Here is a 21,269-nt window from a genome sequence, read left to right as displayed (position 1 = left end):
TTGCGCGTGTCCCGGGTCCGGGACGCCGCCCGCCACCAGAATCACGTGAGGTGACCATTGTCCGGAACCGTTGCCCAGCCCGAAGGCATCACCGACCCGCCGATCGACCAGCTGCTCGAGGCCGCGGACTCCAAGTACGCCCTCGTCATCTACGGCGCCAAGCGCGCCCGTCAGATCAACGCGTACAACGCCCAGCTCCAGGAGGGTCTCCTCGAGTTCGTCGGCCCGCTCGTCCCGCACGCGCAGACCGACAAGCCGCTGTCGATCGCGCTCCGCGAGATCAACGAGGGGCTGCTGCAGGTCACCCCGACCGAGGGCTGACATGACGCACACGGGCGGCCTGCGCGTGCTGCTCGGGGTGACCGGCGGCATCGCCGCGTACAAGGCGGTTCTCGTCCTGCGCGCACTGCGCGAGGCGGGCCACCGGGTGCGGGTCATCCCCACCGCGGCCGCCCTCGAGTTCGTCGGGCGCCCCACGTGGGAGGCGCTGTCCGGTGAACCCGTGACGACGAGCGTCTTCGACGGCGCGACCGAGGTCGACCACGTCGCCCTCGGTCGCAGCGCCGACCTCGTCGTCGTCGCCCCCGCCACCGCCGACCTGCTCGCCCGGGCCGCCTCCGGGCGTGCGGACGACCTCCTGACGACGACGCTGCTCACCGTCACCGCCCCGGTGCTCCTCGCCCCGGCGATGCACACCGAGATGTGGCTGCACCCGGCGACCGTCGCGAACGTCGCGACCCTGCGCGCCCGGGGCGTCACCGTCCTCGAGCCGGACTCCGGGCGCCTCACCGGCACCGACTCCGGACCCGGCAGGCTGCCCGAGCCGGCGACGATCACCGCCGCCGCCCTCGCGCTCCTCGCGCCGCAGGACCTCGCCGGGCGCACCGTCGTCGTCACCGCGGGCGGCACCCGCGAGCCGCTCGACCCCGTGCGCTTCCTCGGCAACCGGTCCTCCGGGCGCCAGGGCGTGGAGATCGCGGTCGAGGCGGCCCGCCGCGGCGCCCGGGTGCGCCTGATCGCCGCGTCCGTCGACGCCTCCGCCCGCGCGCTCGCCGCGCACCCCGCCGTCGAGGTGACCGACGTCGAGACGACCGCCGAGCTCGCCGCCGCCGTCGACGACGCGACCGCCGACGCCGACGTCCTCGTCATGGCCGCCGCCGTCGCCGACTTCCGCCCGCGCACCACCGCGGAGCGCAAGATCAAGAAGGGGGAGGGGGCCCCGGAGGTCCTCGACCTCGTCCAGAACCCTGACATCCTCGCCACCGTCGCGGCCCGCCCCCGCGACCACCTCGTCGTCGTCGGCTTCGCCGCCGAGACGGGGGACCCGGACGAGGTGCTCGAGCTCGGCCGCGCCAAGGCGCGGCGCAAGGGGGCGGACCTGCTCGCCGTCAACGCGGTGGGCAAGGGCCGGGGATTCGGTGACGTCGACAACGCCGTCACCGTCCTCGGCCCGGACGGCGCCGCCGTGGGGGCGGCCGCCGGGACCAAGCACGACGTCGCGCGCGGCCTGTGGGACCTCATCGTCCCGCGGCTGCGCTGACAAGCACGACTAGGATCGATCGGTGACCTCCAACGCCAGCCTGCGTCTGTTCACGTCCGAGTCGGTGACCGAGGGTCACCCCGACAAGGTCTGTGACCGGATCTCCGACTCCATCCTCGACGCGATCCTCCGGGAGGACCGGGACGCCCGGGTCGCCGTCGAGACCCTCGTGACGACAGGTCTGGTGACCGTCGCCGGCGAGGTGACCACCGAGGCGTACGTCGAGATCCCGCAGATCGTGCGCGCCGAGGTCAACGCGATCGGCTACACCTCCTCCGCGATCGGCTTCGACGGGCACTCGTGCGGCGTCCAGGTGTCGATCGGGCAGCAGTCGCCGGACATCGCCAGCGGCGTCGACAAGTCCTGGGAGAACCGGACCGGCGAGACGCACGACCCCTACGACGACCAGGGCGCCGGCGACCAGGGCTTCATGGTCGGCTACGCGAGCGACGACACCGCCCAGCTCATGCCGCTGCCGATCTGGCTCGCCCACCGGCTCGCCGAGCGTCTCGCCCGGGTGCGCAAGGAGGGGATCGTCCCGGGCCTGCGGCCCGACGGCAAGACCCAGGTGACCATCGCCTACGACGGCGACCGACCGGTCGCACTCGACTCCCTCGTCGTGTCCACCCAGCACGACGCCGACGTCACGAGCGCGTGGCTGCAGTCGGCCGTCGCCGCCGAGGTCGTCGCCCCCGTGCTCGCCGAGCACGCCGGCGCGCTCGACACCGCCGGGCACACGCTCTACGTCAACCCGACCGGGCAGTTCGTCGTCGGCGGCCCGATGGGCGACGCCGGCCTCACCGGCCGCAAGATCATCGTCGACACCTACGGCGGCATGGCCCGTCACGGCGGTGGCGCGTTCTCCGGCAAGGATCCCTCGAAGGTCGACCGCTCGGCGTCCTACGCCACCCGCTGGGTCGCGAAGAACGTCGTCGCCGCCGGTCTCGCCCGCCGCTGTGAGGTGCACGTCGCGTACGCGATCGGGAAGGCGCACCCCGTGGGCCTGTACGTCGAGACGTTCGGCACCGAGACCGTCCCGGTCGCCCGGATCGAGGCCGCGATCCGCGAGGTCTTCGACCTGCGGCCCGCCGCCATCGTCGACGCCCTCGACCTCAAGCGGCCGATCTACCGCGACACGAGCGCCTACGGCCACTTCGGCCGCGAGCTGGAGAACTTCACCTGGGAGCGCACCGACCGCGTCGACCAGCTCCGCGCCGCCATCAGCTGACCCGCCCACCCCCGCCCGCCTCCTCACCCGCCTCACCCCCTCCACCCGCCCCGCGAGAGCCGACTTCCGCACGAGAGCCGACTTGGTCGCGAGAGCGGAGTTGGTCGCGAGAGCGGAGTTGGTCGCGAGAGCGGAGTTGCGCACGAGAGCGGAGTTGCGCACGAGAGCCGACTTCTGCCCGAGAGCGGAGTTGGTCGCGAGAGCCGACTTCTGCCGGACGGCGCCGATTCCGCAGGTTCCAGCCCGCTCCTCCGATCGGAGCGGTCGATGCCTGAACCCTCGTGAGTCGGCTGTCGGGCGGAACTCGGCTGTCGGCGGGTGAGGGTGCGGCTGTGGTCGCTCGGCGTGCCGGTCAGAGCTCCGGGGGGTCGACCTGGATGCGGACCGGGTCGGGTTCCTTGTGTGCGCTGCGGACGGCGGCAGCCACGGCGAGGGCGCGGGTGAGCCGCGCGCCCTGGGCGAGGTCGGAGCGCACGAGCGCCTGGACCTCGTCCTGCGACCACGGCACCGGACCGAGCACCTCACCGCCGTCGGGCAGCTCGAGGTGGCGCAGGAGGCCGGCGACGGCGCGTGAGGTGCCACATACAGCGGCCATCCGGCTGGCGGGAGGCAGTCGTAGCTCCTGGCGCTGGGCGAGCTCCCGCTCGGCGAAGCCGGCGGGGTCCCAGCGCACGAGCGCCTGGGCGGGGACCGGCGCGGGATCGCCGAGGAGCATCACCCGGCCACCGGCGGACGCAGGGCGCACCAGTGCCGCAGCGGCCATCCAGCGGCGGAGCGCCTCGGGCTCGGCGTCGAGCTCCTGACGGCCCGAGACAGCGGCGGCGTCGAGGAGCAGGGCGCCCTGGTAGCCGCCTCGCGCGACCGGCTCGGCGCCGGGTGTGGCGACGACGACGCGCGGACGGTCGTCGACCTCACGCACGACGCCGTGGTCCGCGCGGGCGCCGGAGAGGACCACCGGCACCTTCGGGAAGGCCCGGCCGAGCTCCTCGGCGGTACGGGCCGACCCGACCCGCCGCGCGCGCAGCTCGGTGCCGCGGCACGTCGGGCAGGCCCACGTCCGGTCGGGCCGCCCGCACCAGCGGCACGTGGGCACGCCGCCCCGGCCGGCGAGCTGGAGCGGACCGTGACACTCCCGGCAGCGGGCAGGTTCGCGGCAACGCTGGCACGCGACGACGGGCAGGTACCCGGCGCGGGGGACCTGGACGAGAACCGGACCGTGCTCGAGCGCCTTGCGCACGAGCTCCCATGCCGGGCGCGGGATCCGCGCCCCTGCCGCCGGTCCCTCGCGGGCGAGGTCGACGTCGCCCGGAGCCTCGACACGTGGGGCACGCTCGCGCACGGTGGCCCGCGACGCCGCGACCGAGTGCGCCCAGCCGGAGGCGACCAGCAGTGCGCTCTCCACGCTGCGGGCCCAGCTCGCGAGCAGCACGCCGGCCTGCTCCTGGGCGGCGCGGAGCGTGAGCACCTCCCGGGCGTGCGGGTAGGGCGAACGCGGCTCGGCGAGCACGTCGTCGCCGTCGTCCCAGCACACGACCAGGCCGAGCCGACGGACGGGGGCGAACGCGGCGGCGCGGGTGCCGACGACGACGCGCGCACGGCCGGTGAGCACCTGGAGGAAGGCCCGGTAGCGGCGCGAGGGCCCGTGGTCGGCCTGCAGAGCCACCACCGGCTCGCCCGGGAGTGCGGCCTTGAGCGCCTCGGTGAGCTCCTCGACGTCGCGGGCGGCAGGGGCGACGACGAGCACCCCGCGCCCGGACGTGAGGGTGGCGGCTGCCGCCTCGGCGATCGCGGCGAGCCGGTCGGGAGCGTCGGCCTCGTGCCGGGGGAGCGGAGACCACACCGCGCGCGGGGACTCCCCGGCGGCGAGCCGGCGGACGTACGCGGGGCCACCGACGTAGTCGTCCCAGGCAGTGCCGGGGATGTGAGCGGCGGTCATCCCGGTGCGGTCCGGCGCGGCAGCCTCGAGCACGGCCTTCTCGGTGGTGGCGTGGCGCGGGGGGACGGCGAGGCGCACGACGTCCATGAGGGTCCCGGCGTACCGGTCTGCGACGGCGCGACAGAGGGCGGCGACCTCGGGCGTGAGGACGGGCAGGTTCGAGACCACCCGGCGGATCGGCACGAGCGCGCCGTGGTGGTCGGTGGTGGCGACGCGCTCGAGCACGAAGCCGCTGCGTTCCTTGCCGGCGAACCTGACGGAGACGCGGGTGCCCGGCTGGGCGGCGTCGTCCAGCTCCGGCGGGACGCGGTAGTCGAACGGGCGGTCCAGGTGCGGCAGCGGCACGTCGACGGCGACCCGCGCCACGGGCAGCGCGACGCCGGCAGCCTCGGCGCCCGACACCGTGCGCACGCCGGCGACGTCGTCGAGCAGGGCTGGCTGCTGCACGTCTCTCACCTCCGTCCCCCAATCTCACCACGCGCCACCGACGTGCCGGCACAGTCCACAGCCTCCGCGCACAACTCGGCTCTCGTGCGGAAGTCGGCTGTCGCGGGGAAGGGGAGGTGGGGAAGGGGAGGGAGGGAGGGAGGTGGGGAAGGGGAGTAGTGGGTCAGAGGAGGCCGGTGAGGTACTGGATGGCGAGGGCGCTGGCGGTGACGAGGAGCCAGAGGATGCCGCCGAACGCGAGCGGGCGCAGGCCGGCGGCGCGCAGGGCGGGCAGGTCGGTGGACAGGCCGATGGCGGTGAGAGCGACGGTGATGAGGAAGGTCGCCGCCGTCGCCAGCGGGTCGTGCCACGACTCGGCCACCAGCCCGAGGCTGTTCACCGCGGCCAGGACGAGGAAGCCGACGAGGAACCACGGCACCAGCCTGATCGCCGACGGCCGCGGCCCCGCTTCCTCACCGGCCAGACGGCGGTCGCGGCGCGCCACCAGGATCCCCAGCCCGATGACGATCGGGATGATGAGCAGGGTCCGGACGAGCTTGACGACGACGGCGTGGTCGGCCGCCACCGGCCCGAACGTCGTCGCCGCGGCGACGACGGAGGAGGTGTCGTTGACGGCGGTGCCGGCGAAGAGACCGAAGGCCTCCTCGCTCATCCCGAGCAGCTGGCCGAGCGGCGGGAAGACGAGCACGGCCGCGATGTTGAACGCGAAGACGGTCGACAGCGCGTAGGCGACGTTGTTCCCCTGCGCGCGGACGACCGGCGTGACGGCCGCGATGGCCGAGGCCCCGCAGATCGCCGTCCCGGTGCCGATGAGGACGCGCAGCTCGTGGTCGATCCCGAGCGCCCGTCCCACGAGCGCGGCGCCGGCGAGGCACACGCCCACGGTGCCGAGCATGACCGGCAGGGAGTCCAGCCCCACCTCGGCCACCTGCGCGAGGGACAGCCGCGCGCCGAGCAGCACGACCGCGACCTGCAGGACGAGCTTGCTCGCCGTTCTCAGCCCCGGCCCGAGCGGGCCGAGGGTGCCGGGACGACGCCGCAGCAGCACCCCGACGAGCACGCCGAGCACCACCCCGCTCACCGGCGCCCCGACGATCGGCGCTGCCGTGCCGATCACGGTCGCCACGAGGGCCAGGGCCACGGCCGCGGCAAGACCGGGGACGCGGGCCCGCCACGTCGCCGCGACCGAGGGGCTGGTACCGGCAGGGGTCGACATGGGGGCCATGATCCGCCCTCGCCGGTCCGGCGGGCCACTTCGCCCCCGTTAGGGTCGGAGCGACCCCCGAGCGAGAGGCGACCTCCGTCACATGCACACCCAGAAGATCAGCACCGTCGTCTTCGACCTGGGCAAGGTCCTCGTCGAGTGGGACCCGTACGAGCCCTTCGCCGAGCGCTGGACCCGGGAGGAGTTCGACGACTTCCACGCCGAGATCGACTTCCCGGCGTTCAACCACGAGCAGGACGCCGGACGTACCTTCGCCGAGGCGCGCACGGCCCTCGCGGCCACGCACCCCCACCGCGTCGAGGACTTCGACCACTACGTGACGAACTTCGCACGCTCGCTCGGCGGACCTGTCGAGGGCACGACCGAGATCGTCGACGAGCTGCGTGCGGCCGGCGTGCGGGTGCTCGGACTGACGAACTGGTCGGCGGAGAACTTCCACGAGGCGGCCCGCTCGGCCCCGGTCATCGACCGTCTCGAGGACGTCCTCGTCTCCGGCGCGGAGGGCATGGCGAAGCCCGACCCGGCGATCTTCGCGCTGCTCATCGAGCGGTTCGGCCTGGACCCCGCGCGCACCGCGTTCACCGACGACTCCCCGGCGAACATCGCCGCGGCGCGCGACGCCGGCCTCGTCGCGCTCCACTTCACCGGCGCCGAGCGCCTGCGCGCCGACCTGCGCGCGCTCGGCCTGCCCGTCTGAGGCGGGGCGCCCCGCCCGCCGACGCATCGGCCGCCCCGAGACGGGCCGAACCTGCCACCAAGTGCCCCCGCGCGCCCGGAATGCCAGGTGCGCCCCGGCGTGTCGGGCGCGTGTCGGGCACGTGGTGGCAGGAAGTGGGCGCCGGCGGGGTGGGGCCGGGCGCCGGCATCACGCCCGGGCGGGGCGGACCGCTGGGCACGCCTAGACTCGGTGACCATGCGAGTCCTCTTCGCCGGCACCCCCGAGGTCGCCCTCCCGTCCCTGCGCGCCCTGGTCGACTCGCCCCACGAGGTCGTCGCCGTCCTCACCCGCCCGGACGCGCGCCGCGGCCGGGGCCGCACCCTGCACCCGAGCCCGGTCGCCGCGTGGGCGCGCGAGCACGGGCTGCCGGTCCTCACGCCGCGCACCCTGCGCGACGCGGAGGTCCAGGAGCAGATCGCGGCGCTCGACGTCGACGTCGCGCCCGTCGTCGCCTACGGCGCCCTCATCCCCCCGGCGCTGCTCGACGTCCCCCGCCACGGCTGGGTCAACCTCCACTTCTCCCTGCTCCCGGCGTGGCGCGGCGCCGCGCCCGTCCAGCACGCGCTCATCGCGGGCGACGACGTCACGGGCGCCTCGACGTTCCGCATCGAGGAGGGCCTGGACACCGGGCCCGTCCTCGGCACGCTCACCGAGACGGTGCGCCCGCAGGACACCGCCGGTGACCTGCTCGCGCGCCTCGCCGAGTCCGGCGCCCCCCTCCTGCTCGCCACCCTCGACGCCCTCGACGCAGGGACCGCCGTCGCGGTCCCGCAGCCGACCGACGGCGTGAGCCTGGCTCCCCGCCTCGAGGTCGCCGACGCGCGGGTCGACTGGTCGGCGCCGGCGATCGCCGTCGACCGGCTCGTCCGCGGCACCACCCCCGCGCCGGGCCCGTGGACGACGGCGCCGGACGGTTCGCGCCTCAAGCTCGGCCCGGTCCGCCCGCGCCCCGACGTCGCCGACCTCGCCCCGGGGCAGGTGCGCCCGGGCAAGCGCGAGGTGCTCGTCGGCACCGGTAACGGCGCGGTGGAGCTCGGCCAGGTCGCGCCCGCCGGGCGCTCGTGGATGGCCGCACCGGACTGGGCGCGCGGCGCCCGCCTCGACGACGACGCACGACTCGGGCAGGAGGCACTGTGAGCGAGCAGGGACGACGCGGGCAGCGCCCCGACCACGGACGTTCGGGCGGCGGCCGCTCGGCCGCCCCGCGGGCCGGGGGCAACGGGCCGCGGGCCGGCGGACGCCCGCCGCAGCGGCGCGGGCGTCGCGGCGGCGAGGTCGACCCCGTCCGCACCGCCGCCGCCGACACCCTCGAGGCGGTGGCGACGAGCGACGCCTACGCCAACCTCGTCCTGCCCAAGCTCCTGCGCGAGCGCGGGATCAGCGGCCGTGACGCGGCGTTCGCCACCGAGCTCGTCTACGGCACGCTGCGCCTGCGCGGCCGCTACGACGCGATCCTCGCCCGCTGCACCAACGACCGGCCGCTGGACCAGGTCGACCCGCCGGTCCTCGACCTCCTGCGCCTCGGCGCCCACCAGCTCCTCGGGATGCGCGTGCCCGCCCACGCCGCCGTCTCCGAGACCGTCGCCCTCGTGCGCAGCCGGGTGAGCCTGGGCGCCGGCGGCTTCGCCAACGCGGTCCTGCGCGCCGTCTCCGCCGCCGACCTCGAGACCTGGCTCGACCGGCTGAGCAGCGAGATCCACGACGACGGCGCCCGGCTCGCCGCCGTCGAGTCCCACCCGGCGTGGGTCGTGCGCGCGCTGCGCTCCTCGCTGCGGGCCCACGGGCGGCCCGCCACCGAGCTGCCCGAGCTGCTGCACGCCGACAACGAGCCGCCCACGGTCACCCTGGTCGCGCGGCCGGGCCTCGTGACCCCCGAGGAGGTCGTCGCGCAGGTCGACCGGTCCCTCGCCGAGGACGCCACCCCCGGCCGCTGGGCGCCCACCGCCCTGCGGCTGCCCGGCGGCGACCCCGCCGCCCTGCCCGCCGTGCGCGAGGCCCGCGCGGGCGTGCAGGACGAGGGCAGCCAGCTCGTCGCCCTCGCCCTCGCCGCCGCGCCCGTCGACGGGCAGGAGGCACACTGGCTCGACCTGTGCGCCGGCCCCGGCGGCAAGTCCGCCCTCCTCGGGGCGATCGCCGCCGAGCGCGGCGTGCACCTCGTGGCCAACGAGGTCGCCCCGCACCGTGCCCGGCTGGTCGCCCAGTCCACCGCCGCCCTCCCGCGGGAGAGCGTCGAGGTGCGCACCGGCGACGGCCGCACGCTGGGGGAGGCCGAGCCCGGCGCCTACGACCGGGTGCTCGTCGACGCCCCGTGCACCGGGCTGGGGGCGCTGCGCCGCCGGCCCGAGTCGCGCTGGCGGCGACTCCCGGAGGACCTGCCCGGCCTCACCGCGCTCCAGCGCGACCTCCTCGAGTCCGCCCTCGCTGCGGTGCGGCCCGGGGGAGTGGTCGCCTACGTCACGTGCTCCCCGCACCTGGCCGAGACGAGCGCCGTCGTCGCCGACGTCCTGCGCGGCCGCGACGACGTCACCCGGCTCGACGCGCGCGAGGCGCTGCTCGCGGCCACCGGCCGCGACGTGCCCGGCCTCGGCGACGGGCCCGACGTCCAGCTGTGGCCGCACGTCCACGGCACCGACGCGATGTTCCTCGCCCTGCTGCGGCGGGAGCGCTGAGGCCCGTGGGGATCGATAGGCTCGAGGGCGTGACCATCCGTATCACCCCCAGCATCCTCAACGCCGACTTCGCCGACCTCACCGGGGAGCTCGCCCGCATCCCCTCGGCCGACCTCGTCCACGTCGACGTCATGGACAACCACTTCGTCCCCAACCTCACCCTCGGGCTGCCCGTGGTCGAGCGCATCGTCGCCGCGAGCGCGCTGCCGGTCGACGCGCACCTCATGATCGAGGACCCGGACCGCTGGGCACCCGGGTACGCCGAGGCGGGCTGCGCGTCGGTGACCTTCCACGCCGAGGCCTCCGTCGCGCCCATCCGCCTCGCCCGCGAGATCCGCGCCGCCGGGGCACGGGCCGCCGTCGCCGTGCGCCCGACGACGGACATCACCCCCTACCTCGACCTCCTCGACGAGCTCGACATGCTCCTCGTCATGACCGTGGAGCCCGGGTTCGGCGGCCAGCGCTACCTCGGGGCGATGGCGGCCAAGATCGCCGCCGCCCGCGCCGCGATCGACGCCTCCGGCCGCGACGTCTGGCTCCAGGTCGACGGCGGGATCTCGCGCGAGACCATCGCCCTCGCCGCCCGCGCCGGGGCCGACACGTTCGTCGCGGGCTCGGCCGTCTACGGCTCGCCCGACCCGGACGCCGAGGTCACCGCCCTGCGCGAGCTCGCCGCCGCCGCCCGCTGAGGCGGGGCACGCCGCCTGGGCACCGCCCCACGCGCGCCCTCGCGTGTGGCAGACTTGACGGTGCAAGAACGTGCTCCGGGGTCGGTGAGATTCCGAACCGGCGGTGACAGTCCGCGACCCGCCTTCGCAGGCGGTTGACCTGGTGGAACTCCAGGACCGACGGTGAAAGTCCGGATGGGAGGATGCACGGGCGCGCGCCGGACGTCGGCGTGCGCTGCGGACGCGTACGCGTCCGGCGACCCCGGTCCACGCCGCAGCGGACCGGAGGGACGACCATGGAGCAGGGGTGGACGCCGCTCGCGCGCACCCTCGCCGCGCACCGCCGCACCCGCCGCCTCGTCCTGCTCACGCCGTTCGCCGTCGGCGCCGCGGTGCTCCTCGTGTGGGAGGCGGTGAGCCGGGCGGGCCTCGTCCCCGCGTTCTTCCTCCCGGCCCCGACGGCGGTCGCCGCGCGCCTGTGGACCGAGCTCACCGCCGGCGGTCTGCTCGGGTACACCGCGACCACCCTCACCGAGGCGCTGCTCGGCAGCGTCCTGGGTGCCACCGTGGCCCTCCCGCTCGGCTACCTCATCGCCCGCAACCGCTGGGCCGCGGCGGGCCTGCAGCCCTACGTCGCGGCCTCCCAGGCGCTGCCCGCCGTCGCCCTCGCCCCGCTGCTCGTCATCTGGGTGGGCTACGGCCTGCTGCCCATCGTGCTGCTGTGCGCGCTGCTCGTCTTCTTCCCCATCCTCCTCGCGACGATCCTCGGGCTGCGCACCCTCGACCCCGAGGTCGTCGACGCCGCCCGGCTCGACGGCGCCCACGGCTGGTCCATGGTCCGGCACATCGAGGCGCCGATGGCGCTGCCGACCCTCCTCACCGGCCTGCGCAACGGGGTCACCCTCTCGGTGACCGGCGCCGTCGTCGGGGAGTTCGTCATGGGCGGACGCGGTCTGGGGATGGTCCTGTCCGTCCAGTCCAACTCCGCCGACACCACCGGCCTGTTCGCCACGCTCGTCGTCCTCGCCGCCCTCGCCGTGGGCATGTACACGCTGCTGCGCGTCGTCGAGCGCCTCGCCGTCCGCGAGGGGCCCACCGCCCGCACCCGATACGCCGCCAAGCACCCCGCCGCAGCCAGGAGTCTCCCGTGAACCGTCGCACCACCAGCGCCCTCGCCGCCGCCGCCGTCCTCGCCCTCGCCGCCTGCGGCGGGCAGGCACAGGACCCCGCCGCGCCGCAGACCGGCGAGGCGGTCGTCCTCGGCCTCACCTACACCCCCGACGTCCAGTTCGCCCCGTTCTACGTGGCCGAGGCGAAGGGCTACTACGAGGAGGCGGGCGTCGAGGTGACCCTGCGCCACCACGGCGCCTCGGAGTCGCTCTTCGGGGCGCTCGAGGCGGGGGAGGAGGACCTCGTCGTCGCCGGCGGGGACGAGATGCTCCAGGCGTTCTCGGCGGGCGTGCCCGTGGTCAACGTCGCGACCGTCTACGAGGAGTACCCGGTCGTCCTCATCGTCCCGGCCGACTCGCCGATCACGAGCGCGGCGGACCTGCCCGGCCACACCGTGGGCGTGCCCGGGCCGTTCGGGGAGACCTACTTCGGGCTGCTCGCCCTCCTGTCCGGCGCCGGGCTCACCCCCGAGGACGTCGCGGTCGAGCACATCGGCTACACCCAGCAGGCGGCGCTCGGCGCCGGCCACGTCGACGCGGTCATGGGCTTCGCGAACAACGACGCCGTCCAGTTCGCCCAGGCCGGGATCGAGGTGCGGACCATCGCGCTCGAGGACGTCCCGCTCGTCGGTATCGGCGTCGGCGCGCACTCCGACCTCGCCGACGACGACGTCACGGCCGCCGTCGTCGCCGCGACGATGCGCGGCGTGCGCGACGTCCTGGACGACCCGGAGGGCGCGGTGGAGATCGCCGCCGAGCACATCCCCGGCCTGGCCGACCCGGCCGCCCGGGACGCCGCGCTGGCGACGGTGACGGCGACCCTCCCGCTCTACGGCGAGGGCACCGGCGAGACCGACGTCACGCTGTGGGAGCAGATGGCCGTGTTCATGGCCGAGCAGGGCCTGCTCGAGGGCGAGGTCGACCCCACCACCGCGGTGCGCGCCCAGGCTGCCGCGCGATGAGCGCCCGTGGACCGGTCCGCGGGCACCACGGGCCGGGGCCTATCCTGAGGCACGTGAAAACCTTCGACGACCTCTTCGCCGAGCTGCGGCACAAGGCAGACACCCGCCCCGAGGGATCGGGCACCGTCGCGCAGCTGGACGCCGGGATCCATGCGATCGGCAAGAAGATCGTCGAGGAGGCCGCCGAGGTGTGGATGGCCGCCGAGCACGAGGGCGAGGACGCGACGGCGCTGGAGATCTCCCAGCTGCTCTACCACGTCCAGGTCCTCATGATCGCTCGCGGCGTCAGCCTCGAGGACGTCTACCGCAAGCTCTGACCAGACCACCCGGAGAACCTGTGCTGCGCATCGCCGTCCCCAACAAGGGCTCGCTGTCCGATCCCGCCATCGAGATGCTCGCCGAGGCGGGCTACCGCCGTCGCCGCGACCGTGAGCTCGTCCTCGCCGACCCCGCCAACGACGTCGAGTTCTTCTTCCTGCGCCCCCGCGACATCGCCGTCTACGTCGGCCACGGCACCGTGGACGTCGGCATCACCGGCCGCGACCTGCTCCTCGACTCCGGGACCACCGCCGTCGAGCACCGCCCGCTCGGCTTCGCCCGCTCGACGTTCCGCTTCGCCGCGCCCGCCGGGGCGATCACGCGGGTGGAGGACCTCGCCGGCACGCGCGTGGCCACGAGCTACGACGTCCTCGTGGCGAACTACCTCGCCGAGCGCGGCGTCGAGGCGGAGGTCGTCCACCTCGACGGCGCCGTGGAGTCCTCGGTGCAGCTCGGCATCGCCGACGCCGTCGCCGACGTCGTCGAGACCGGCTCCACCCTGCGCGCCGCCGGCCTGGAGGTCTTCGGGGACCCGATCCTGCAGTCCGAGGCCGTGCTCATCCGGCCCGCGAGCCGCCCCGCCGGGCCCGCCGTCGACGTCCTGGACCGGCGCCTGCAGGGCGTGCTCGTCGCCCGCCGCTACGTCCTCATGGACTACGACGTGCCGGTCGAGCACGTGGAGAAGGCCGTGGCCGTGACCCCCGGCCTGGAGTCCCCGACCGTCTCCCCGCTGCACGACGGCAACTGGCGCGCGGTGCGCGCCATGGTCCGCCGCGAGGACGCCAACCGGGTGATGGACGAGCTCTACGACGTCGGCGCGCGGGCGATCATCGTCACCTCCATCCACGCTTCGCGGTTGTGACGGTCCCGGCCGAGCTGCTCCGCCCGTTCCGCCCCCGGGCGGCGCGCTGGGTGGCCTCGGTCCTCCTCGTCCTCGTCGTGGCCGCGCTGCCGGTCCTGCTCGTCGTCCTGTCGGCCGCGGGGCTGGAGATGTCGTGGCCCGACCGCTACGGCGCGTTCCTCATCGCGGCCGTGCTGGCCTGGGTGTGCTTCCGGCAGGCGCGGGTGCGGGCCACCCCCGACGACGCCGGCCTCACCGTGCGCAACGTCGTGCGCACCCGCCGTCTGGAGTGGGCACAGGTGGTGGCGGTGCGCTTCGGCCCCAACCACCCGTGGGCGCAGCTCGACCTCGCCGACGGCACCACGCTGCCGGTCATGGCGGTCCAGACCGCCGACGGCGCCCACGGGCGCAAGGAGGCAGGGCGGCTGGCGGCCCTCGTCCGGCTGCACGAGCCGGGCGAGCCGCCAGCGCGCTGAGGCCTCAGCCGAGCAGGGCGGCCGCGTGCACGCCCGCGGCGGCGGAGGCGAGGAACGCCGCCTCGTCCTCGTCCAGGCCCCGGCCCATGGTCGACAGGCGCACGGGGGAGTCCTCAAGCGCCGCGCGCAGCCCCTCGACGGGCACCTCGACGAGCCGGTGGCGGCCCGTGGGCGCGCCCAGCTCGCGGGCCTGCTCGCGCACGAGGTCCCACGGCTCACCCGGTCCCACGGGCACGACGACGTCCGCCGGGCAGAGGGCGACCCGCCCGTAGGCGGTGAGCGAGTGGTGGGACACGCCGCGGTGCCGCTCGCGCGGGTCGGCCGCGGAGACGCGCAGCGCGGCCACCGGGCGCCCGCCGAGGACGGCGGCGGCGTTGAGCGCCTCCCCGGCGGCGACGCCCGAGAAGCCCCACCGGGTGCCGGTCCCGAGGTTGCCCGGGCCCTGGGTGAGGACGACGACGTCCGCGCCGACGACGTGCCGCGCGGCGAGCAGGGCGGTGTGGACGTTGACCGCCTCGTGGTCACCGCCGAACGCCTGCCCCGCGGTGACGGTCGCGGTGAGCCACCCCGCCTCGCGCAGGGTGGCCACCGAGCGGGAGAACGCGAGCGGCAGGGCGCCGCCGTCGGTCATGACGTAGGCGACCCTCGGCGCCGGTGCGCCGTCCCAGGCCCTGGCACGCAGCCCGGCGAGCACGGCCGGCAGCGCCGAGTGCAGGTCGGCGACGACGACCGGCATCCCGGCGACGTCGTCGGCGTCGCGCAGCCGCTCGTGCCACGGCGACTCCTGCTCGTCGACGCCGAGGAGCATCGGCTGCAGCGGTGTGTACCGGGCCTTGACGACGTGACCGGGGCCGGGGGGAGGGTCGGCCGGCAGCCGGTCGGGGATGCCCGCGACCATCGCGTAGCCGCCGGTGCCCAGCCCGCGCACGAGCGCGGAGACGGTGAGGAGCACCCGGTCCCCGGGCCGCGGCTCCCCGACGAGCGCGGGGTAGGCCAGGGCGCGCACCTGCGTGCGCCCGCCGGCCGGCTCCTCGAGGTCGACCTCGAGCTCGACCGCGCCGGCCCACCGGCCACGCACCGTCCGCACCACACCGCCACGCCAGGAGATCACCCACCGCACGCTACCCGTGCCCGGCACTCGGCCGCGTCCGCGCGGGGAACCGCACTCTTGCGGATACCGTGGAGAACGTGGTGACACGTGTGGACCCGGCGGAGCGGCTGCTCGACCTGCTCATCGCACTGCGGCACGCCCAGGGGCGGCTGACCAAGTCGGCGATCCGCGCCTCGGTCAACGGCTACCGCGACGCCGCCAACGACGTCGCCTTCGAGCGGATGTTCGAGCGGGACAAGGACCTCCTTCGCCAGCTCGGCGTGCCGATCGTCACCGACGTCGACCCCGTCCACGAGGACGCCGTGGGGTACCGGCTCGACACCGCCGGCTACGAGCTGCCCGAGGTCACCTTCACCGCCGCCGAGATCGGCGTGCTCTCCCTCGCGGCCACCGTGTGGCAGGACGCCCACCTCCACGGCTCGGCGCACCGCGGGCTCACCAAGCTGCGCGTCGTCGCCGAGGGCGCCGAGCCGGACGCCCACCTCGGCGTCGCGCTGCGGGTCCAGGCGTCCGAGACCGCGCTGGCACCGCTCCTGGACGCCATCGCCGCCCGCCAGGCGGTGACCTTCACCTACCGGGCTGCTTCCACCGGCCAGGAGACCCGCCGCCACGTCCAGCCGTGGCGGCTGCTCTCGCGCGACCGCGGCTGGTACCTCCTGGGCCACGACGTCGACCGGGACGCCGCTCGCCTGTTCCGGCTCTCGCGGGTGGTCGGCTCAGTCCGCGCCACCGGCCCCACCGGCGCCTTCACCGTGCCCGACCACGACGCGCAGGCCCTGCTCGCCGGCGGCGCCGGCGCCGGCGTCCGCGCCGTGCTCGCCGTCCTGCCCGAGCGCGGCCCCGCGCTGCGCGCCCGCGCCGTCGAGCGCCGAGGCGAGGTCGAGGGGCGCGACGTCCTCGTCGTCGAGACCGACGACGACGCCTCGCTCGCCGCGGAGGTCGCCTCCTACGGCGCCGCGGTGCTCGTCCTGGACCCGCCCGAGCTGCGCGAGCAGGTGCTGCGCAGGCTGCGGGCCGTCGCCGACCTGGGGGAGGCCGCCCGTGGCTGAGACCACCGGCGAGCGGCTCACCCGGCTGCTCGCCCTCATCGCCTACCTCGGGGACAACCCGGGGGTGCCCGTCGCCGACGTCGCCGCCCACTTCCGGGTGAGCCCGCAGCAGATCGTCGCCGACGTCAACCTCCTGTGGGTCACCGGCACGCCCGGCTACCTGCCCGACGACCTCATCGACTTCGCCGCCGACGAGTACGACCGGCAGGTGCTCACCCTCACCAACCCGCGCGGCATGGACCGCCCGCTGCGTCTCGCGGCCCACGAGGCGCTGGCGCTGCTCGTCGCGCTCAAGCCGCTCGAGGCGCTGAGCGCCGAGGGCGGGATCGACGACGAGGTCCTGCGCAGCACGACCGCCAAGCTCACCGCCGCCGCCGGGGAGGCGGCGCGGGCCGCCGAGGCCGTCGACGTCCACGTGAGCGACGCGACCGCCGCCCTCGCCCCCGCCCGGCGCGCCATGGCCGAGGGACGCCGCCTGCACCTGCGGTACGTGTCGGCCGCCGACGTCGTCACCGAGCGGGACGTCGATCCCCTCGAGCTCGTGTGGGACGGCAGCCAGTGGTACCTGCGCGCCTGGTGCCACCGCGTCGACGGGCTGCGCCACTTCCGCCTGGACCGGGTGCTCGCCGCCGAGGTGCTCGACACCCCCGCGGCCCACCAGCCGGAGTCCACCGGCCGTACCACCGAGCCCGAGCTGGACGAGGACGACCTCCTCGCCGAGCTCGAGCTCGCGCCCCGCGCGCGCTGGCTCGCCGAGCGCGTCCCCGTCGTCGACCAGGAGGACCTGCCCGACGGCGGGCTGCGGGTGCGGCTGCGTGTCGCCGACCCGGCGTGGCTGACCAACGTCGTCCTCGGGCTCGGCCCGGAGGTCCGCGCGGTCGCACCACCGGAGCTCGCCGCCGCGGTCGCCGCCCGCGCGGCCGACGCCCTCGCCGCCTACGACGCCCTATCCTCGGCCTCATGACCTGGTGGCTGTGGCTCCTGCTCGTCCTCGTGGCCCTCGCCGTGTTCGCCGTCCTCGGCGTGCGGCTGTGGCACAAGGGCAAGGCCCTCTTCCGCGAGATGCAGGCGCTGTCCGAGGTGGGGGAGCGGCTCGCGGCGATCACCGGTGACGAGCCGCCCGCGCCGGTCGTCCTCCCGGGCTTCCTCGCCGGCCCCGCGGAGCTCGCCGAGGCGCGCCTCGCCCGTGCGCAGAACCTCGCCGCCCGGCGCGCCCGGCGCCACGACCGCGCGCAGACCGCCATCACCCGGTGGCGCCGCCTCGGGCTGCGCTGACCGACGCGCGTAGACTCAGGCTCACGGTCCCCGACCCCGAAGGCATGTCATGAGACTCCAGTTCTGGCACATCGTCGTCCTCGTCCTGCTCATCGTCATCCTCTTCGGAGCGAAGCGGCTGCCCGACGTCGCCAGCAGCGTCGGCAAGTCGCTGAAGATCTTCAAGAAGGAGGTCACCGACCTCACCCGCGAGGACGACGTGCCCGCCGGCACGACGACGACGACCACGCCCGCCGGCACGACGACGACCACGCCGACGCCCGTCGAGACGACCGTGCGCGACGAGATGCGCCCGGAGTTCCGCCCCGGTGGCGACCCGGGCATCACCCCCACCCCTCCGGGCGGCCCCGTCTCCGACCAGCGCTAGGAGCACGAGGACTCAGTGGCGCGGAGGAACAGGCCGCCCCGGGACCCCGAGGGCCGGATGCGGCTCGTCGAGCACATGCGCGAGCTGCGCCGCCGGGTGCTGCTCGCGATCGCCGGGCTCGCCGTCATGGCGGTGCCTGCGTGGTTCCTCTACGGACCCGTCTTCGACGCCCTGCAGGCGCCGATCGACGCGATCGACGACGCCGGGCTCAGCGCGGCGCTGAACTTCACCACGCCGGCCGCGGCGTTCGACATGCGCATCCGCGTGTCGCTCTGGCTCGCGGCCTTCCTGTCCAGCCCGTGGTGGCTCTACCAGGTCTGGGCCTACATCGCCCCGGGCCTCACCCGGCCGGAGAAGCGGCGCAGCCTCGCCTTCCTCGCCGCGGGCGTCCCGCTGTTCCTCGGCGGCGCGGCCCTCGCCTGGCTCGTCCTGCCCAACGCGGTGCGCGTGCTCACCGAGTTCACCCCCGAGGGCGCCATCAACTACATGCCGGCCACGGACTACGTCCGCTTCGTCATGAGGATCGTCCTCGCCTTCGGCATCGCCTTCCTGCTGCCGCTCATCATGGTGCTCGTCAACGCGCTCGGGATGCTCTCGGCCCGCTCCATGCTCGCCGGCTGGCGCTGGGCCGTCCTCGCCATCTTCGTCTTCGCCGGCATCGCGAGCCCCACCCCGGACCCGTGGACGATGATCGCCCTGGCCATCCCCATCTGCGCGCTGTACTTCGGGGCCGTGGGCATCGCCGCGCGGCACGACAGGCGGGTGGAGCGGCGGCGTGCCGAGCGTGACGCCGAGCTCCTCGGACCCCAGACGTGACCGGCCGCGTCGGCGTGGTCTGCAACCCCACCGCGGGCCACGGGCGGGCGGCGCGCGCCCGCACCGCCGTCCTCGAGGGCCTGGCCGCGACGGGCCGTGAACCCGTCGACCTCACCGGTCGGCACTACGACGAGGCCCTCGCGGCCACCCGCTCCGCCCTGGCCGACGGGCTGGACGCCGTCGTCGTCGTCGGCGGGGACGGGATGGTCCACCTCGGGGCGAACGTCGTCACCGGCACGAGCGTGCCGCTGGGCATCGTCGCCGTCGGCTCCGGCAACGACATCGCCGGCGCGCTCGGCCTGCCCGTCCACGACGTGCCCGCCTCCCTCGACCTCCTGCGCCGCACGCTCGGACAGGACGAGGGCACCCGGCTCCTGGACGCCGTCGCCGTGAGCACGCCCGGGCAGCGGCCCGACCGCTGGTACGTGAGCTCGCTGTGCGCCGGCCTGGACGCCGCCGTCGCCGACCACGCGGCCCGGCTGCGCTGGCCCCGCAGCGGCGGGCGGTACGTGCGGGCGATCTTCGCCGAGCTCGCCGCCTTCCGCCCCTACGGCTTCCGGATCACCGCGGACGGTGAGACCTGGGAGCAGGAGGCCACCCTCGTCACGGTCTCCAACACCCCGCTGTTCGGCGGCGGCATGCGCGTGGCCCCCGACGCCGTGCCCGACGACGGGCTGCTCGACCTCGTCACCGCCCACGGGCTGCCGCGCCACCAGGTCGTGCGGCTCTTCCCGCTGCTGTTCTCCGGCAAGCACGTCGACCACCCCGCCGTGCGCACGCGCCGGGTGCGCAGCGTCCGGATCGAGCCGCTCACCGACGTCGGCGCCAACCCGCCGATCGCGATCGTCGACGGCGAGCCGCTGCGCGCACTGCCGCTGCAGTGCGACGTCCACCCGCGCGCGCTGCGTGTCCTGGCGCCTAAGGTCGAGGCGTGAGCCCTCGACGCAAGCGCCGACCGGACCCCGCCCCCGAGACGTCCCCGACCACCGACGAGCCCAGTCCTGCCGAGCGCTACGCGGCCGCCCGCCGCCGCGCCCGCGCCGAGCGCAGCGAGCTCGCCGCGTTCGCCGGTCGCGTCGGCTTCCACCTCGACGACTTCCAGCGCGAGGCGTGCGAGGCCCTGGAGGAGGGACGCAGCGTCCTCGTCGCGGCGCCCACCGGCGCCGGCAAGACGATCGTCGGGGAGTTCGCCGTCCACCTCGGCCTGCGTACCGGGCGCAAGACGTTCTACACGACGCCGATCAAGGCGCTGAGCAACCAGAAGTACCTCGACCTCGTCGCCGCCCACGGGGAGGAGAAGGTCGGCCTCCTCACCGGTGACACGACGATCAACGGCGAGGCGCAGGTCGTCGTCATGACCACCGAGGTGCTGCGCAACATGCTCTACGCCGGCTCCTCCACGCTCGAGGACCTCGGCTACGTCGTCATGGACGAGGTGCACTACCTCGCCGACCGCTTCCGCGGCCCGGTGTGGGAGGAGGTCATCCTCCACCTGGCCGAGGACGTGCGGCTCGTGTCCCTCTCGGCCACCGTGTCCAACGCCGAGGAGTTCGGCGACTGGCTGTCGATGGTCCGCGGGGACACCGCCGTCGTCGTCTCCGAGCACCGGCCGGTCCCGCTGTGGCAGCACGTGATGGTCCGCAGCAGGGTCCACGACCTCTACAGCGCCCGCGTGGACCCCACCGACCCCGGCCCCAACCCGCCGATCAGCCCCGACCTGCTCGAGGCGATCCGGCGGGCGCAGCGCACCGGGTCGGCACCGGCCGGCCGCGGCCGCGACCCGCGTGCGCGTCGCCGCCCCGCCATGCGTCCGGCCCGGGTGCGGACAGCCCCGCGGCACGTCGTCGTCGAACGGCTCGACGCCGAGGGCCTGCTTCCCGCGATCGTCTTCATCTTCTCCCGCGCCGGGTGCGAGGCCGCCGTCGAGCAGGTGCTGCGCTCGGGCATCCGCCTCACCAACGCCGCCGAGGCGCGGACCATCGCGCAGATCGTCGAGGAGCGGTGCGCCGCCCTGCCGCCGGAGGACCTCGCCGTCGTCGGCTACCACGCGTGGTCCCAGGCGCTCCAGCGCGGTGTCGCCGCGCACCACGCCGGGCTGCTGCCGGTGTTCAAGGAGACCGTCGAGGTGCTGTTCGCCGCCGGGCTCGTCAAGGTCGTCTACGCGACCGAGACCCTCGCGCTCGGCATCAACATGCCGGCCCGCTCCGTGGTGCTCGAGCAGCTCGAGAAGTGGAACGGCACCGCTCACGCCGCCCTGACCCCGGGGGAGTACACCCAGCTCACCGGGCGCGCCGGACGGCGCGGCATCGACGTCGAGGGCCACGCGATCGTCCTGTACCGCGACGACGTCGACCTCACGGCCCTCGCCGGCCTCGCCTCCCGCCGCACCTACCCGCTGCGCTCGAGCTTCCACCCGACGTACAACATGGCTGTCAACCTCCTCGGCACGCTGCC

General features: G+C 75.3%; 22 protein-coding genes and 1 riboswitch. Of the genes, 19 read left to right on the top strand and 3 right to left on the bottom strand.

The annotated features are described in order from the left end of the window. Positions 1–57 precede the first annotated feature (57 nt). The 3 genes from rpoZ to metK are packed head-to-tail and all read left to right on the top strand — an operon-like array spanning position 58 to position 2,768. Positions 58–321 carry a DNA-directed RNA polymerase subunit omega gene (gene rpoZ, locus FHE66_RS04355; protein WP_139071760.1) on the top strand — a complete coding sequence of 88 codons (264 nt, stop codon included), beginning with the start codon at positions 58–60 and terminating at the stop codon, positions 319–321. A 19-nt stretch (positions 322–340) separates the two neighbouring features. Continuing rightward, positions 341–1,540, top strand: coding sequence for a bifunctional phosphopantothenoylcysteine decarboxylase/phosphopantothenate--cysteine ligase CoaBC (coaBC, locus tag FHE66_RS04350; RefSeq protein ID WP_139071818.1), 1,200 nt, complete (start codon positions 341–343; stop codon positions 1,538–1,540). 22 nt (positions 1,541–1,562) lie between these two features. Beyond that, positions 1,563–2,768, top strand: a complete 1,206-nt coding sequence (gene metK, locus FHE66_RS04345; protein ID WP_230976579.1) for a methionine adenosyltransferase — start codon at positions 1,563–1,565, stop codon at positions 2,766–2,768. A gap of 352 nt (positions 2,769–3,120) precedes the next feature. Here the strand turns inward: metK and FHE66_RS04340 are convergent, their stop codons facing one another. Together FHE66_RS04340 and FHE66_RS04335 are read right to left on the bottom strand one after the other, a co-directional pair. Next, the gene (locus tag FHE66_RS04340) at positions 3,121–5,151 is read right to left on the bottom strand and encodes a primosomal protein N' (protein ID WP_255303603.1); all 2,031 of its coding nucleotides are present in this window, start codon (positions 5,149–5,151) and stop codon (positions 3,121–3,123) included. Between the two features lie 163 nt (positions 5,152–5,314). Further along, positions 5,315–6,367 (bottom strand): YeiH family protein, encoded by a 1,053-nt coding sequence (locus FHE66_RS04335; protein WP_139071759.1) that lies wholly within the window; start codon positions 6,365–6,367, stop codon positions 5,315–5,317. Between the two features lie 91 nt (positions 6,368–6,458). Between FHE66_RS04335 and FHE66_RS04330 the strand changes: the two genes are divergently transcribed. The 9 genes from FHE66_RS04330 (at position 6,459) to FHE66_RS04290 (ending at position 14,197) form a co-directional block, all read left to right on the top strand. Next, complete coding sequence (locus FHE66_RS04330; protein ID WP_139071758.1) at positions 6,459–7,073, top strand: HAD family phosphatase; 615 nt, start codon at positions 6,459–6,461, stop codon at positions 7,071–7,073. 216 nt (positions 7,074–7,289) lie between these two features. Then, positions 7,290–8,231 carry a methionyl-tRNA formyltransferase gene (fmt, locus tag FHE66_RS04325; RefSeq protein WP_139071757.1) on the top strand — a complete coding sequence of 314 codons (942 nt, stop codon included), beginning with the start codon at positions 7,290–7,292 and terminating at the stop codon, positions 8,229–8,231. Beyond that, positions 8,228–9,763 carry an RsmB/NOP family class I SAM-dependent RNA methyltransferase gene (locus FHE66_RS04320; protein ID WP_139071756.1) on the top strand — a complete coding sequence of 512 codons (1,536 nt, stop codon included), beginning with the start codon at positions 8,228–8,230 and terminating at the stop codon, positions 9,761–9,763. Before fmt ends, FHE66_RS04320 begins: the two co-directional genes overlap by 4 nt. Positions 9,764–9,792: 29 nt before the next feature. Continuing rightward, a complete protein-coding gene (gene rpe / locus FHE66_RS04315) occupies positions 9,793–10,452 on the top strand; it encodes a ribulose-phosphate 3-epimerase (protein ID WP_139071755.1) in 660 nt (219 codons plus the stop codon). A 67-nt stretch (positions 10,453–10,519) separates the two neighbouring features. Continuing rightward, positions 10,520–10,643, top strand: a riboswitch (FMN riboswitch). 84 nt (positions 10,644–10,727) lie between these two features. Then, positions 10,728–11,582: an ABC transporter permease gene (locus FHE66_RS04310; protein WP_139071754.1), complete on the top strand. Its 855-nt coding sequence runs from the start codon at positions 10,728–10,730 to the stop codon at positions 11,580–11,582. Beyond that, positions 11,579–12,562: an ABC transporter substrate-binding protein gene (locus FHE66_RS04305; RefSeq protein ID WP_139071753.1), complete on the top strand. Its 984-nt coding sequence runs from the start codon at positions 11,579–11,581 to the stop codon at positions 12,560–12,562. Before FHE66_RS04310 ends, FHE66_RS04305 begins: the two co-directional genes overlap by 4 nt. A gap of 53 nt (positions 12,563–12,615) precedes the next feature. After that, positions 12,616–12,879, top strand: coding sequence for a phosphoribosyl-ATP diphosphatase (locus FHE66_RS04300; protein ID WP_139071752.1), 264 nt, complete (start codon positions 12,616–12,618; stop codon positions 12,877–12,879). Positions 12,880–12,899: 20 nt separating this feature from the next. Then, on the top strand, positions 12,900–13,742 hold the full coding sequence (hisG, locus tag FHE66_RS04295) for an ATP phosphoribosyltransferase (protein WP_139071751.1): 843 nt from the start codon (positions 12,900–12,902) through the stop codon (positions 13,740–13,742). Then, complete coding sequence (locus FHE66_RS04290; protein ID WP_139071750.1) at positions 13,739–14,197, top strand: PH domain-containing protein; 459 nt, start codon at positions 13,739–13,741, stop codon at positions 14,195–14,197. The genes hisG and FHE66_RS04290 overlap by 4 nt, the downstream gene beginning before the upstream one ends. Positions 14,198–14,201: 4 nt before the next feature. On the opposite strand, the gene FHE66_RS04285 is transcribed toward FHE66_RS04290, so the two are convergent. Beyond that, entirely contained in the window at positions 14,202–15,308 is a 1,107-nt protein-coding gene (locus FHE66_RS04285; RefSeq protein ID WP_139071749.1) for a DUF3866 family protein, read from the bottom strand. 77 nt (positions 15,309–15,385) lie between these two features. On the opposite strand from FHE66_RS04285, the gene FHE66_RS04280 reads away from it, so the two are divergent. The 7 genes from FHE66_RS04280 to FHE66_RS15350 all read left to right on the top strand — a co-directional run. After that, on the top strand, positions 15,386–16,357 hold the full coding sequence (locus tag FHE66_RS04280) for a YafY family protein (RefSeq protein WP_139071748.1): 972 nt from the start codon (positions 15,386–15,388) through the stop codon (positions 16,355–16,357). Next, positions 16,350–17,321: a YafY family protein gene (locus FHE66_RS04275; RefSeq protein WP_139071747.1), complete on the top strand. Its 972-nt coding sequence runs from the start codon at positions 16,350–16,352 to the stop codon at positions 17,319–17,321. The genes FHE66_RS04280 and FHE66_RS04275 overlap by 8 nt, the downstream gene beginning before the upstream one ends. Then, positions 17,318–17,632, top strand: a complete 315-nt coding sequence (locus tag FHE66_RS04270) for a hypothetical protein (protein ID WP_139071746.1) — start codon at positions 17,318–17,320, stop codon at positions 17,630–17,632. Before FHE66_RS04275 ends, FHE66_RS04270 begins: the two co-directional genes overlap by 4 nt. A gap of 49 nt (positions 17,633–17,681) precedes the next feature. Next, positions 17,682–17,999, top strand: coding sequence for a Sec-independent protein translocase subunit TatA (tatA, locus tag FHE66_RS04265; RefSeq protein ID WP_139071745.1), 318 nt, complete (start codon positions 17,682–17,684; stop codon positions 17,997–17,999). Between the two features lie 57 nt (positions 18,000–18,056). Then, positions 18,057–18,815, top strand: a complete 759-nt coding sequence (gene tatC, locus FHE66_RS04260; protein ID WP_139071744.1) for a twin-arginine translocase subunit TatC — start codon at positions 18,057–18,059, stop codon at positions 18,813–18,815. Continuing rightward, positions 18,812–19,750: a diacylglycerol kinase family protein gene (locus tag FHE66_RS04255; protein ID WP_139071743.1), complete on the top strand. Its 939-nt coding sequence runs from the start codon at positions 18,812–18,814 to the stop codon at positions 19,748–19,750. Before tatC ends, FHE66_RS04255 begins: the two co-directional genes overlap by 4 nt. After that, positions 19,747–21,269: RNA helicase (locus FHE66_RS15350; RefSeq protein ID WP_176554644.1), on the top strand; the 1,523-nt coding region annotated here is incomplete at its 3' end. The genes FHE66_RS04255 and FHE66_RS15350, both read left to right, overlap by 4 nt.

The sequence above is a fragment of the Georgenia sp. 311 genome (genome assembly GCF_006151955.1).
In the GTDB taxonomy this organism is placed as follows: domain Bacteria; phylum Actinomycetota; class Actinomycetes; order Actinomycetales; family Actinomycetaceae; genus Oceanitalea; species Oceanitalea wutianyii.
Note: the sequence above shows the minus strand (reverse complement) of the source record. Positions and strands in the feature narration are given on the sequence as shown.

Bases quoted from the DNA above. Each gene is read 5' to 3' on its own strand.
- fmt (WP_139071757.1), top strand. From the start codon at position 7,290: ATGCGAGTCCTCTTCGCCGGCACCCCCGAGGTCGCCCTCCCGTCCCTG.
- FHE66_RS04330 (WP_139071758.1), top strand. From the start codon at position 6,459: ATGCACACCCAGAAGATCAGCACCGTCGTCTTCGACCTGGGCAAGGTC.
- FHE66_RS04310 (WP_139071754.1), top strand. From the start codon at position 10,728: ATGGAGCAGGGGTGGACGCCGCTCGCGCGCACCCTCGCCGCGCACCGC.
- tatA (WP_139071745.1), top strand. From the start codon at position 17,682: ATGAGACTCCAGTTCTGGCACATCGTCGTCCTCGTCCTGCTCATCGTC.
- FHE66_RS04270 (WP_139071746.1), top strand. From the start codon at position 17,318: ATGACCTGGTGGCTGTGGCTCCTGCTCGTCCTCGTGGCCCTCGCCGTG.
- FHE66_RS04335 (WP_139071759.1), bottom strand. From the start codon at position 6,367: ATGTCGACCCCTGCCGGTACCAGCCCCTCGGTCGCGGCGACGTGGCGG.
- tatC (WP_139071744.1), top strand. From the start codon at position 18,057: ATGCGGCTCGTCGAGCACATGCGCGAGCTGCGCCGCCGGGTGCTGCTC.